The organism is Streptomyces sp. HD, assembly GCF_028369295.1.
GTDB lineage: Bacteria > Actinomycetota > Actinomycetes > Streptomycetales > Streptomycetaceae > Streptomyces.
The window spans coordinates 38,503-50,982 of the sequence record NZ_JAQMYP010000016.1 but is presented as its reverse complement, the minus strand read 5'-3'; the positions used below and the strand labels follow the sequence as shown (position 1 = coordinate 50,982).

11 protein-coding genes are annotated in these 12,480 nt (G+C 70.4%); 7 read left to right on the top strand and 4 right to left on the bottom strand.

Going from position 1 to position 12,480, the window contains the following annotated elements:
* Window positions 1-13: 13 nt before the first annotated feature.
* Complete coding sequence (locus POF73_RS17485) at window positions 14-784, bottom strand: hypothetical protein (RefSeq protein ID WP_272116223.1); 771 nt, start codon at window positions 782-784, stop codon at window positions 14-16.
* 225 nt (window positions 785-1,009) lie between these two features.
* On the opposite strand from POF73_RS17485, the gene POF73_RS17480 reads away from it, so the two are divergent.
* From POF73_RS17480 to POF73_RS17465, 4 genes are all read left to right on the top strand, one after another.
* On the top strand, window positions 1,010-2,839 hold the full coding sequence (locus POF73_RS17480) for an ABC transporter ATP-binding protein (protein WP_272116221.1): 1,830 nt from the start codon (window positions 1,010-1,012) through the stop codon (window positions 2,837-2,839).
* Window positions 2,836-4,647, top strand: coding sequence for an ABC transporter ATP-binding protein (locus POF73_RS17475; RefSeq protein ID WP_272116219.1), 1,812 nt, complete (start codon window positions 2,836-2,838; stop codon window positions 4,645-4,647). The genes POF73_RS17480 and POF73_RS17475 overlap by 4 nt, the downstream gene beginning before the upstream one ends.
* A 543-nt stretch (window positions 4,648-5,190) precedes the next feature.
* Window positions 5,191-5,661: a DUF5709 domain-containing protein gene (locus POF73_RS17470; RefSeq protein WP_272116217.1), complete on the top strand. Its 471-nt coding sequence runs from the start codon at window positions 5,191-5,193 to the stop codon at window positions 5,659-5,661.
* A gap of 177 nt (window positions 5,662-5,838) precedes the next feature.
* Window positions 5,839-6,099: a type B 50S ribosomal protein L31 gene (locus POF73_RS17465; protein ID WP_272116216.1), complete on the top strand. Its 261-nt coding sequence runs from the start codon at window positions 5,839-5,841 to the stop codon at window positions 6,097-6,099.
* Between the two features lie 35 nt (window positions 6,100-6,134).
* On the opposite strand, the gene POF73_RS17460 is transcribed toward POF73_RS17465, so the two are convergent.
* The gene (locus tag POF73_RS17460) at window positions 6,135-6,929 is read right to left on the bottom strand and encodes a metal-dependent hydrolase (RefSeq protein ID WP_272116214.1); all 795 of its coding nucleotides are present in this window, start codon (window positions 6,927-6,929) and stop codon (window positions 6,135-6,137) included.
* Window positions 6,930-7,074: 145 nt separating this feature from the next.
* Here POF73_RS17460 and POF73_RS17455 point away from each other — a divergent pair, with 145 nt between their 5' ends.
* A complete protein-coding gene (locus tag POF73_RS17455) occupies window positions 7,075-9,588 on the top strand; it encodes a DEAD/DEAH box helicase (protein ID WP_272116211.1) in 2,514 nt (837 codons plus the stop codon).
* Window positions 9,589-9,607: 19 nt separating this feature from the next.
* The gene (locus tag POF73_RS17450; protein ID WP_272116208.1) at window positions 9,608-10,477 is read left to right on the top strand and encodes an acyl-CoA thioesterase; all 870 of its coding nucleotides are present in this window, start codon (window positions 9,608-9,610) and stop codon (window positions 10,475-10,477) included.
* Here POF73_RS17450 and POF73_RS17445 read toward each other — a convergent pair.
* A complete protein-coding gene (locus POF73_RS17445; RefSeq protein WP_272116206.1) occupies window positions 10,464-11,375 on the bottom strand; it encodes a DUF6397 family protein in 912 nt (303 codons plus the stop codon). The two genes, POF73_RS17450 and POF73_RS17445, sit on opposite strands and share 14 nt — an antisense overlap.
* 126 nt (window positions 11,376-11,501) lie before the next feature.
* Window positions 11,502-11,915, bottom strand: coding sequence for a roadblock/LC7 domain-containing protein (locus tag POF73_RS17440; protein ID WP_272116204.1), 414 nt, complete (start codon window positions 11,913-11,915; stop codon window positions 11,502-11,504).
* A 98-nt stretch (window positions 11,916-12,013) separates the two neighbouring features.
* Between POF73_RS17440 and POF73_RS17435 the strand changes: the two genes are divergently transcribed.
* Window positions 12,014-12,442: a PPOX class F420-dependent oxidoreductase gene (locus tag POF73_RS17435; RefSeq protein WP_272116202.1), complete on the top strand. Its 429-nt coding sequence runs from the start codon at window positions 12,014-12,016 to the stop codon at window positions 12,440-12,442.
* Window positions 12,443-12,480 lie beyond the last annotated feature (38 nt).

Below are 12,480 nucleotides of genomic sequence, written 5' to 3'. Positions count from 1 at the left end.
CGGGCCTCCCGCGTCAGCGCGAGGCTTTCAGGTCGGCCCTGTCCCCCATCACCACCACGGGATGCCGATCCGGATCGAGCGTGCGCAGCAGGTACGCCATCGCCGATTCGGACAGACTCACACAGGCCGACGTGCCGCTGCCGTGGTCCATGTGCAGCCAGATGCCGCCACCTTTGGCCTCGCCCTCGGGGCGGGTGGGGTCGTTGGGCGGGGTGCCCTTGACGCGGTTGTAGTCGATGGCGATCACGTAGTCGAAGTCGTGCCAGTGGGACTTCGCCCACCATCGCGGCGCCGCGATGGCGGCCGACCGCGTGTACGGCAGCTTGGCCCCGGGGTCCTTCAGTACGCCGCCCGCGTCGCTCAGCGTGAACACGCCGACGGGGCTGCGGTTGTCGCCCTCGTGGTGGTCGGTCGTCCAGCCCTTCTTGCCGTTGTGCGCGGGCCAGCTGCGGACGCGGTCCCAGGTGGCGCCGTGCCCGGTGTCCTGCCTCGTGTAGAGCACGACCGTGGAGTCCGGGGAGTCCTTGCCGTCGCCGTAGACCGCCACGACCTGGCTGGAGTTGGCCGGGATGCGCCGCTGCCAGCGGTCGGCGACGTCCGGGATGCGCGTCGGATCCCGCATCGGGTCCTCGGTGGCGGCCGGGCGCGTGCGCGCGGCCTTGGCTCCGTCCGCGCCGCCACCGTGCTCCGTACCACCGCACGCGGTGAGGGTCGTCAGGGCCGTCAGAAGGGATCCGATGGCCGCCGCCGCGACCAGGACACGTCGTGTTCCACCGTTGCGCATCGGTCCATGGTCGCACCCTGTTCGGTACGGCGGCGGGAGCGACAACCGCCGGCAGCCGGATCTGTGCGACGGCGTGGAAAACCGTTTGCGTCCGACCACGCTGCGACGCGAACCTGTCACGGTTTGCTGCCGCCGTGCGCGGTCCCGCTCCGTATGCCGGCACCCGACCAACCCCCACATTTCCCCATCCCCAATCCCCCCATTGACACGAGCCACTGGGACGTCATGCAGATTCAAGACCTTCCGTATCCCGACCCAGGTGTGCCGGACGCGCGCTCAGGTCCCCGATTCCTGTGGTGGCTCTTCCGGAACCAGCTGGGCGGGCAGTTGAAGTCCCTCTCCTGGGGACTGCTGCACTTCCTGTCCGTCTCCGCGCTGCCCTTCTGCGTGGGCGTCGCCGTACAGGCCGTAGTCGACCGTTCCGGTTCCCAACTGGCTCTGGCCGGTGGGCTGTTGGTGCTGTGCAGTGCCGGAAACGCGATCGGCGACACCTTCCTGCACCGCACCGCCATCACCAACTGGATCACGGCCGCCGCGCGCGTCCAGCAGCTGCTGGCCCGCAAGGCCGCCCACCTGGGCTCCGCGCTGACCCGACGAGTCGCGGCCGGTGAGGTCGTGGCCGTCTCCACGGGCGACGTCGAGAAGATCGGCTGGTTCGTCGAGGCCTGCTCACGGTTCACCGCGGCTGCGCTCACCGTCGTGGCCGTCTGTGTCGGCCTGCTCGTCTACCAGCCCGCGCTCGGTGTGGTCGTCGCCGTCGGCCTGCCCGTGCTGGCGGTCGCCGTGCTGCCGCTGCTGCCCCGGGCCACCCGGCGAGCGGACTTCCAGCGCGAGAAGGCGGGCCGCGCCACCGAACTGGCCTCGGACACCGTCGCCGGTCTGCGCGTCCTGCGCGGCATCGGCGGCGAGGAACTCTTCCTCGACCGCTACCGCCGCGCCTCCCAGGAGGTACGCCACGCCGCCGTGCGCAGCGCCCGGATGTGGTCCCTGATCTCGGCCATCCAGGTACTGCTGCCGGGACTGCTGCTGATCGCCGTGGTCTGGTACGGCGTCCACCTGGCCCGCCAGGGCCGCGTCACCGTCGGTGAACTGGTCACGGTTTACAGCTCGGTCATGATCCTCTCCTATCCGCTGCGCCACTTCGAAGAGATCGCGATGGCCTACTCCTTCTCGCGCCCCTCGGCCCGACGGGCCGCACGCGTGCTGTCGCTGGAGCGGGTCACCGACACCGACGGGTCGCGCGACGGATCCGAGGTACCCTCCGGTGACCTGTACGACCCGGCCACCGGGCTGCTCGCTCCGTCCGGCCGGCTCACCGCCGTGGTGTGCGGCGATCCGGACGCGGCGGGACGGCTGGCCGAACGGCTCGGCGGACACCCCTCGGAGGAGGGCACCGCGGTACTCCTGGGCGGTGTCCCGCTCGACGAGTTGCCACTCGACCGCGCCCGTGCGTCCGTGCTCGTGCAGGACAAGGATCCGGTGCTGCTCTCGGGCACGCTGCGCGATCTGCTCGACGTGCCGAGGTCCGGCGACGTCGGCGCCGAGGAGGCCCTTTCGGCCGCACAGTGCGACGACGTCCTGGCCGCACTGGTCCAGGGGTCGCTCGGCGCCGAGGACCCGATGGACGCCCGTATCACCGAACGCGGCCGGTCCCTGTCCGGCGGCCAACGCCAGCGCCTCGCGCTCGCCCGGTCACTGGTCACGGACCCCGAGGTGCTCGTCCTGGACGAGCCGACCTCGGCCGTCGACTCCCACACGGAGGCACGGATCGCGCAGGGGGTGCGGGACCTGCGGGCGGGGCGCACGACGGTGATGTTCACTTCGTCGCCCCTGCTTCTGGACCGCGCCGACCGGGTCGTACTGGTCCACGAGGGCGAGGTGGCCGCGGTCGGCGTGCACCACGAGCTGGTGAACGCCGAACCCCGGTACCGGGCGGTGGTGACCCGGGAGACCGACGAAGAGGCCGCCCTGAACGCCCGCAAGGACGGACAGCGCAGAGGATCCGCCCTCGACGACGTACTGAAGGAACTGGAAGAAATCGAGGAATCGGCATGATCGGCGTGGCGCCACCGGCGTACGACCCGGCGGCCCCGACAACGGCGAACACCCTGCCCGTCGGCGCCCCCGAGACCGTACGCACCTATGTGGTCGAGTTGTTCCGACGGCACCGCCGTGCCTTCCTGCTCCTCATCACCGTCAACACGGTCGCCGTGGTCGCCTCGATGGCGGGGCCCTGGCTGCTCGGCGGGCTGGTGGAGCGAGTGTCGAACGGGACCGGGGCCGGGGACGGCTCCGGAATCGGTGCGCAGGACCTCCATCTGGAGCTCACCGTCGGCCTGTTCGTGGCCGCGCTCGTCGTGCAGGCCGTGTTCGTACGGCAGGTGCGGCTGCGTGGCGCGATGCTCGGCGAGCGGATGCTGGCCGATCTGCGCGAGGACTTCCTCATCCGGTCGGTCGGGCTGCCGCCCGGCGTCCTGGAGCGCGCCGGGACGGGTGACCTGCTGTCCCGGATCACGACGGACATCGACCGGCTGGCCAACGCGATGCGCGAGGCCGTGCCCCAGCTGGCGATCGGCGTGGTGTGGGTGGTCCTGCTGCTCGGCGGCCTCGTCGTCACCGCGCCGCCGCTGGCCGCCGCCGTGCTGATCAGCCTGCCGCTGCTGGTGATCGGCTGCCGCTGGTACTTCAGGCGGGCGCCGTCCGCCTACCGCTCGGAGGCCGCCGGATACGCCGCTGTGGCCGCCGCCCTCGCCGAGACCGTGGACGCCGGGCGCACCGTCGAGGCCCACCGCCTCGGCGAGCGCCGGGTCGAACTGTCGGAGCGGCGGATCAAGGAGTGGACGGCCTGGGAGCGCTACACGCTCTGGCTGCGGTCGGTGCTCTTCCCGTTCATCAACGTCACCCACGTGATGATCCTCGGCTCGGTCCTGATCGTCGGCGGCGTGTTCGTCCTGCAGGGCTGGATCGGGGTCGGTCAGCTGACCACGGGTGCGCTGATCGCGCAGATGCTGGTGGACCCCGTGGGGCTCATCCTGCGCTGGTACGACGAGTTGCAGGTGGCCCAGGTATCGCTGGCCCGGCTCGTCGGTGTCCGGGACATCGAGCCGGAGGCCGGGGACGCCCAGCTCACTCCTGACGGCCGCGACGTGCACGCCGACCGGGTGCACTTCGGCTACCTGGAGGGCGTGGACGTGCTCCGCAAGGTCTCCCTGGAGGTCGCCCCCGGCACCCGACTGGCCCTGGTCGGCCCCTCGGGTGCCGGCAAGTCGACCCTGGGCAGGCTGCTCGCCGGCATCTACGCACCCCGGGACGGCCGGATCACCCTGGGTGGTGCGGAACTGTCCCGGATGACCGCCGAACGGGTCCGCTCCCATGTGGCCCTGGTCAACCAGGAGCACCACGTCTTCGTGGGCTCCCTGCGCGACAACCTGCTGCTGGCCCGCACCGACGCGACCGACGCCGAGCTGTGGGCGGCGCTGGGCGCGGTCGACGCGGACTCGTGGGCCCGGGGGCTCGACGAGGGCCTGGACACCGAGGTCGGATCGGGCGGCTTCGCGCTCACGCCGGCCCAGGCCCAGCAGATCGCCCTGGCGCGCCTCGTGCTGGCCGACCCGCACACCCTGGTCCTGGACGAGGCGACCTCGCTCCTCGACCCGCGCGCGGCCCGCCACCTGGAACGCTCCCTGGCCCATGTCCTCGACGGCCGCACCGTCGTCGCCATCGCCCACCGCCTGCACACCGCCCACGACGCGGACGTCATCGCCGTCGTCGAGAACGGCCGCATCAGCGAGCTGGGCAGCCATGAGGAGCTGGTCCGGGCCGACGGGGCTTATGCGGGGCTGTGGCGGTCCTGGCATGGGTGACTCGTCGCATCGGTGAGTGGTGTGTGGGTGAGTGGTGTCTGGGTGAGTGCGTGTGCGTGAGTGCCTCTGCGTGTGCGTGAGGGCGTCTGCGCCTGCGTGTGCGTGAGTGGCGTGCGGGGGCGTCGGCCTACCTGCGCCGGAACGGGGTGAGGTCGGGCCGAGGGCCTTGATCACCGGAGACCCAGCACACTCCCCCCTGGGACGCGGCCCCACATGGCCGGAGCCCTTGCCCACGGTGGCCTGGGCTGCCGCCCTCATCGGCCGGGGGCTCAGATGTGGGGCACGGCCGCCGTCGGCCTCGGCGAGACGCTTCCTGTGCGCCGTCGTGTCGGGACCGGGACCGGGCCCGGAGGAGCCGAACGGCCCGGCCTCGGTCCGTGGCGTTGCGCGGGGGCGAAAAGGGGTGGAAGGCTGGATACCGGCACCGGTTCGGGGGCACCCGGGAACCGCACGAATCTCGCCGGGTGCGGCCTGTGCCCCGCCGCGGCGGTCCCCCGCCGACCGCGGTGACTTCGGGCCCGTCCCCACCACCTGGAGGTACCCGTGAACAGCGTCGACGGATGGGGGGACGACGTCTACCAGCCCGATGCATCCGGGCAACGTGAGGACTCGGGGCTGCTCGACGCCGAGGACACCCTGGACAACGACGGCGTCGACGACCCCCTGGATCGGGGCTGGTCCCCTCCGGAGCGACCGTGGGCGGTGGAGCACTCCGGCGTCACGGCCACCGAGCGCCGACAGGGCGAGACCCTCGACCAGCGGCTCTCCGAGGAGCTGCCCGACCTCGCCCCCCAGGACGGCGACGGCCTCGGCGACGCCGACGGCACCGACGGGGAACTCCTCGACAACGAGGTCGGCGCCATGCGCTCCGGCCGCCTGGTGGCGCCCGACGAAGGGGCCCATGAGGACGAGGAGAGCGCGCTCGTCGCGACGGACGTGGGCATCGACGGTGCGGCGGCGTCCGCCGAGGAGGCCGCCATGCACATCGTCGACGAGGACTCCCTGTCCGGCTGATCGCTGTAGGCCCGACAGCCGCACGGCCGGACATCGCAGGACCGACCGCTGTGCGGGTGAGCGTCGAGCCCCTCCAGCCCCCTGGGCCGTGGTCCGTGTGCTTACGGCCCCGCACCGTCGGCCCATGCCATTGCCAACGTCAGCGTCGATGCCGATGCCTCCGGAGGAGGAGTTCGCATGCAGCAGGACACGCACCCCGACTACCACCCGGTCGTCTTCCGCGACCGCGCCGCCGGCTACGCCTTCCTGACCCGGTCCACCGCGACCAGCGACCAGACCGTCGAGTGGGACGACGGCGAGACCTACCCGGTCGTGGACGTCGAGATCTCCTCGGAGAGCCATCCCTTCTACACCGGCAAGGCGCGGACCGTGGACTCGGAGGGCCGCATCGCCGCCTTCGAGCGTCGCTACGGCGGTGGATCGGGCCAGGGCGGCTGATCCGGCGAGCGGACCGGAGATCCGTGGCGTGCGGCTCAGATGACGTTGAGCGCCGCCGCGCAGCCCACCCCGCCGAGCACCATGAACACCGGCATCAGCACCTTGAGCTCGACCCAGCTGCCCGCCCGGAACCGCATGGCCTTGGGCGGACCCAGCGGGTACCAGCGCTTGCGGCCGACCGGGATCGGCCACAGGATCGGGCAGCCGGAGACCGTCAGCGCGTCCCCGATGTCGTGCACCAGGGCGCCCAGCACGATCGGCAGCCCCAGCCACAGGTACTCCTGGCCCGGCGCCGTGAACAGCCAGTCCGAGCCGTTGCCCGGCTTGTCCAGGACCCCGGCGATGATCCACGAGCTGGTGGCTGCCAGCAGCCAGACCAGCACATCGGCGCTGGAGCCGCGGGTCGCGCGCCACAGCAGGCCCTCGATGGCGAGCACCATGTGCACGAACAGGATCCCCAGGACCGCCCACCGGCCGCCGGTGATCGCTATGACGGAGGCGCCCGCCCCGATCAGGGCCGCCCAGAGCCAGGTGTGCGTGAGCGTGCGATGCCCGCCGGAGCGACGCGGGTCGCCCTGCTTCTTCGTCGCCTTGTAGACGGCGTACGACAGCTTGTCGACGATCTCGCACAGCCAGCGCGACAGCGGTCCGAAGGCCCGCGAGATGGTGGCGGCCTTGTGATCGAGGTCCGGGGCGAGGGCCGCCCCGGCGCAGATCAGCGCGCCGGCCAGCAGGACCGGCCAGGGCATCCCGTGCCCGGCCGCGGCCGCGGCCGCTCCGACGCCGAGCCAGGCGGCAGCGCCCGACAGTGAGTGTGCTGGTCCCATCATTGGCCTTGCCTGCCCTATTCCTCGTGCGTCGCTGTCCAGTTGACCGGGTTCGCTGACGTGTCGTCGGCGACACAGAGTAGCGTCCGCGATCTTCGTGCTCGCATCCGATTCCCCTGTGGGGCGGGAGGACAGGCAAGATGGGTGGGTGACCCTCATCGATCAGCTGCCGCCGACCGCCGACCCCGACGCCCTCTACGAAGCCTTCGAGGCCTGGGCCGAGGAACGCGGTCTCACTCTCTACCCCCACCAGGAGGAGGCGCTGATCGAGGTGGTCTCCGGCGCGAACGTGATCGTGTCGACGCCCACCGGCTCCGGCAAGAGCATGATCGCCGCGGGCGCCCACTTCGCCGCGCTGGCCCGGGACGAGGTCACCTTCTACACCGCTCCGATCAAGGCGCTCGTCTCGGAGAAGTTCTTCGAGCTGTGCAAGATCTTCGGCACCGAGAACGTCGGCATGCTGACGGGAGACGCGTCCGTCAACGCCGACGCCCCCGTCATCTGCTGCACCGCAGAGGTGCTCGCGTCGATCGCGCTGCGCGACGGCAAGCAGGCGGACGTCGGCCAGGTCGTGATGGACGAGTTCCACTTCTACGCGGAGGGGGACCGCGGCTGGGCCTGGCAGATTCCCATCCTGGAGCTTCCCCAGGCGCAGTTCATCCTGATGTCGGCCACGCTCGGCGATGTCTCGATGTTCGAGCAGGACCTCACCCGGCGCACCGGCCGGCCGACGTCGGTGGTCCGCTCGGCGACCCGTCCGGTGCCGCTGTCCTACGAGTACAAGTTCACCCCGCTCACCGAGACCCTGACCGAGCTGCTGGAGACCAAACAGGCGCCGGTCTACATCGTGCACTTCACGCAGGCTCAGGCCGTGGAGCGGGCGCAGGCGCTGATGAGCATCAACATGTGCTCGCGCGAGGAGAAGGAGCAGATCGCCGAGTTGATCGGCAACTTCCGGTTCACCACCAAGTTCGGCCGCAACCTCTCCCGTTACGTGCGGCACGGCATCGGTGTCCATCACGCCGGCATGCTGCCCAAGTACCGGCGTCTGGTGGAGAAGCTCGCGCAGGCCGGTCTGCTGAAGGTCATCTGCGGCACGGACACGCTCGGCGTGGGGGTCAACGTGCCCATCCGCACCGTGCTGTTCACGGCCCTGACCAAGTACGACGGCAACCGTGTCCGCACCCTGCGCAACCGCGAGTTCCACCAGATCGCCGGACGCGCCGGACGCGCGGGCTTCGACACCGCGGGCTTCGTGGTCGCCCAGGCGCCCGAGCATGTCATCGAGAACGAGAAGGCGCTCGCGAAGGCGGGCGACGACCCGAAGAAGCGCCGCAAGGTCGTCCGCAAGAAGGCACCCGAGGGTTTCGTCGCCTGGACGGAGAGCACCTTCGAGAAGCTGATCACCTCCGAACCGGAGCCGCTGACCTCCCGATTCCGGGTGACGCACACCATGCTGCTGTCGGTGATCGCCCGTCCGGGCAACGCCTTCGAGGCGATGCGGCACCTGCTGGAGGACAACCACGAGCCGCGCAAGCAGCAGCTGCGGCACATCCGGCGCGCGATCGCCATCTACCGCTCGCTGCTGGACGGCGGCATCGTCGAGAAGCTCGACGAGCCGGACGCCTCCGGCCGCATCGTCCGCCTCACCGTCGATCTCCAGCAGGACTTCGCGCTCAACCAGCCGCTGTCCACATTCGCGCTGGCCGCGTTCGAGCTGCTGGACCCGGAATCGCCGTCCTACGCCCTGGACATGGTCTCCGTCGTCGAGTCCACCCTGGACGACCCGCGGCAGATCCTCGTCGCCCAGCAGAACAAGGCGAAGGGCGAGGCCGTGGCCGCCATGAAGGCGGACGGCGTCGAGTACGAGGAGCGCATGGAGCGGCTGCAGGACATCACCTACCCCAAGCCCCTGGAGGAGCTGCTCTTCCACGCGTACAACACGTACCGCAAGAGCCACCCCTGGGTCGGTGACCATCCGCTGTCGCCGAAGTCCGTCATCCGGGACATGTACGAACGGGCGATGTCCTTCACGGAGTTGGTGTCCTTCTACGAGCTGGCCCGCACCGAGGGCATCGTGCTCCGCTACCTCGCCAGTGCGTTCAAGACGCTCGACCACAACATCCCGGACGACCTCAAGTCCGAGGATCTCCAGGATCTGATCGAGTGGCTCGGTGAGATGGTCCGCCAGGTCGACTCCAGCCTGCTCGACGAGTGGGAGCAACTCGCCAACCCGGAGGAGATGACCGCCGAGGAGGCGCAGGAGAAGGCCGACGAGGTCAAGCCGGTCACCGCGAACGCGCGCGCCTTCCGCGTCCTGGTCCGCAACGCCATGTTCCGCCGCGTCGAGCTCGCCGCGCTCGACCAGGTCGAGGAGCTGGGCGAGATGGACGCCGACGCCGGCTGGGACGCCGACGCCTGGGGCGAGGCTATGGACAAGTACTGGGACGAGTACGAGGACCTCGGCACCGGACCCGACGCCCGGGGTCCCAAGCTCCTGGTGATCGAGGAGGAGCCCGAGAACCGCCTGTGGCGGGTCCGCCAGATCTTCGACGACCCGAACAGCGACCATGACTGGGGCATCAGCGCGGAGATCGACCTCGCGGCCTCCGACACGGAGGGCCGCGCGGTGGTCCGCGTCACCGACGTAGGCCAGTTGTGAGCACAGGAGAATCCCACCCATGACGACGAACCCGGCCGAGAGGCTCGTCGACCTGCTCGACCTGGAGCAGATCGAGGTCAACATCTTCCGTGGCCGCAGCCCGCAGGAGTCCCTGCAGCGGGTCTTCGGCGGCCAGGTGGCGGGCCAAGCGCTGGTCGCCGCCGCGCGCACCACGGACGGCGACCGGCCCGTGCACTCGCTGCACGCGTACTTCCTGCGCCCGGGGCGGCCGGGCGTTCCGATCGTGTACCAGGTCGAACGGGTGCGGGACGGCCGGTCGTTCACGACCCGCCGGGTCACCGCCGTGCAGCAGGGCCGCACGATCTTCAATCTCACCGCCTCCTTTCACAAGCCTGAGCAAGGGAGCTTCGAGCACCAGCTGCCGCCGGCCCGCAAGGTCCCGGCCCCGGAGTCGCTGCCGTCGGTCACCGACGAGATCCGGGAACATCTGGGCGCGCTGCCCGAGCAGTTGGAGCGGATGGCACGCCGTCAGCCCTTCGACATCCGCTATGTGGACCGGCTGCGCTGGACCGCCGAGGACGTCGAGGACGCCGAACCGCGCAGCGCGGTGTGGATGCGCGCGGTCGGGCCGCTCGGCGACGACCCGGTCGTGCACACCTGCGCGCTGACCTACGCCAGCGACATGACCCTCCTGGACGCGGTCCGCATCCCGGTCGAACCCCTGTGGGGGCCGCGGAGCTTCGACATCGCGTCGCTGGACCACGCCATGTGGTTCCACCGGCCGTTCCGCGCGGACGAGTGGTTCCTGTACGACCAGGAGTCGCCGATCGCGACCGGTGGACGGGGCCTCGCCCGTGGACGGATCTACGACCTGGAAGGACGCCTGCTGGTGTCCGTCGTCCAGGAGGGTCTGTTCAGGGTGTTGTAGCCCGGGAATTCCGCCGCCGCAGCCAGCTCATCAGGCCGCACGACTGCTCCGGCTCGTCGGGCCGGGGCGAGCCGATGTGTACCGGATGCGCCGGCATCGGGGCCCGGCTCGCCGTGGGGCGCGGCGCGGGCCGCCGGTCGCGGGCTTCCTCCAGGACCGCCGTCAGGTCGGCGCGCAGCAGGCTGATCTCGTCCGGGTCGTCCGCCGTCATGATCCTCTTGGCGATGTGTGCGGCGGGCGAACCCGGCGCTCCGGACGCCGGCGGCCCCGGCCGGAAGCGGTTGAGGTGGGAGCGCTCGTAGGGGTCGGGGACGATTTCCGCGATCTGGACGGGATCGAGGAAGGCGGCCAGCGCTCCGGCGCTCTGCCATGGGTCGTCGGTCTGTCGCAGCAGGAATCCCCGGTGCCGTCCTCGCCAGTTGCGCGGACGCAGGTCCACGCCCGCGTCCAGCATGCCGCGCAGCCCTTCAGGCGTACGGCGGGCCTTCAGCAGTGGCGTGTTCTTCTCGTCGGCGGCGAACTGCTTCAACTCCTGGACCAGATACAGCCAGACGACGGCTCGGTAGCGGTTGAGATACCAGTTCACCGGCACGACGAGGCCCAGGCGTGCCAGGCGCGTGAACCGGCCGGCGGACACGTCCAAGACGTGCGCGCCCTGCGTCGTCCCCACGACCTCCACGCGCTCCAGCAACGAGTCGGGGAACCCGGCGCCCGAACTCACCCGTTCGATCTCGGAACGGGGGACGCGCCGACCTCCGCCTCCTTCGTCGGGCACGGTCCTGATGAGTCCGAGGTGGACGGCGAGGTCCAGATCGCTTCGTTTCAGTCCGAGTTCCCTGGCCGCCCGGCTCGGCGTGCAGGAGGTCTGGTGCGGTGTGGTGATGGTGTCGCCCGACATGGTCGATCTCCCCCGTGGAGTCAGTGGCTCACGCTGTGTGCGCTCGCCGTGACAAAACCGTAGCCGGTCCGCCAGATCTCGTATCGGGCCTGTGGATAACTCCGCGGGAGGCGACGAATCAGCAGGTCAGAGGTCTGTGCGCGGTGCCCGTTCGGGCTGTCGGGCGTCCACGTCGAGATGTTCGCCGACCCGGTTGACGAGGAGCGTCATCTCGTAGGCGATCTGGCCTATGTCGGCTTCCGCGCCGCTGAGCACGCACAGACAGGCGCCGGTGCCCGCCGCGGTGACGAACAGCACGGCATCGTCGAACTCGACCATCGTCTGACGTACTCTGCCCGCGCCGAAGTGCCGTCCCGAGCCCTTGGCCAGGCTGTGCAGTCCGGACGAGACGGCCGCGAGGTGCTCGGCATCTTCCCGTCGCAGTCCCGTGCTCGCACCGGTCACCAGGCCGTCGTTGGACAGCACCAACGCATGCCGCACATGATCGACGCGCTCTGTCAGGTCGTCCAGGAGCCAACCAAGTCCCTGGTTCTGCGCCATGATCCGGTCTCCCCGTGTAGATGTCTCCCCCTGCGCCGGAGGAATCCCTTTCGCCACCCTTCCCGACGATCCGGGCCATGGGCAAGGAGGATGGGGGCATGGCGCAGAAGATGACCGATGAGGAATGGCGGGCGTTCGTCTCGCACGGCACACGCACCGGGAAGCTGTCGACCGTACGGGCCGACGGGAGCCCGCATGTGACCCCGATCTGGTTCGTGCTCGACGGGGACGAGGTGGTGTTCAACACGGGCAAGTCGAGCGTGAAGGGGCGCAATCTGGTCCGTGACGGCCGGTTGGCGATTTGCGTGGACGACGACCGGCCGCCGTACGGATTCGTGGTGTTGCAGGGCCGCGCCCGGATTTCGGAGGACCTCGATGAGCTGAGGCACTGGGCCGGTCGTATCGGGGCGCGATACATGGGCGAGGAGCGCGCGGAGGAGTTCGGGGCCCGTAACGGCGTTCCGGGGGAACTCCTCGTCCGCGTCACGGTCGAGAAGGTGCTGGCGGAGAAGGGCGTGGCGGAGTGACGGTGGACCGGACTCCGGTCGGCGTCGGACAGGTCGGC

Bases quoted from the DNA above. Each gene is read 5' to 3' on its own strand.
- POF73_RS17480 (WP_272116221.1), top strand. From the start codon at position 1,010: ATGCAGATTCAAGACCTTCCGTATCCCGACCCAGGTGTGCCGGACGCG.
- POF73_RS17460 (WP_272116214.1), bottom strand. From the start codon at position 6,929: ATGATGGGACCAGCACACTCACTGTCGGGCGCTGCCGCCTGGCTCGGC.
- POF73_RS17475 (WP_272116219.1), top strand. From the start codon at position 2,836: ATGATCGGCGTGGCGCCACCGGCGTACGACCCGGCGGCCCCGACAACG.
- POF73_RS17485 (WP_272116223.1), bottom strand. From the start codon at position 784: ATGCGCAACGGTGGAACACGACGTGTCCTGGTCGCGGCGGCGGCCATC.
- POF73_RS17445 (WP_272116206.1), bottom strand. From the start codon at position 11,375: ATGTCGGGCGACACCATCACCACACCGCACCAGACCTCCTGCACGCCG.
- POF73_RS17440 (WP_272116204.1), bottom strand. From the start codon at position 11,915: ATGGCGCAGAACCAGGGACTTGGTTGGCTCCTGGACGACCTGACAGAG.
- POF73_RS17465 (WP_272116216.1), top strand. From the start codon at position 5,839: ATGCAGCAGGACACGCACCCCGACTACCACCCGGTCGTCTTCCGCGAC.
- POF73_RS17450 (WP_272116208.1), top strand. From the start codon at position 9,608: ATGACGACGAACCCGGCCGAGAGGCTCGTCGACCTGCTCGACCTGGAG.
- POF73_RS17435 (WP_272116202.1), top strand. From the start codon at position 12,014: ATGGCGCAGAAGATGACCGATGAGGAATGGCGGGCGTTCGTCTCGCAC.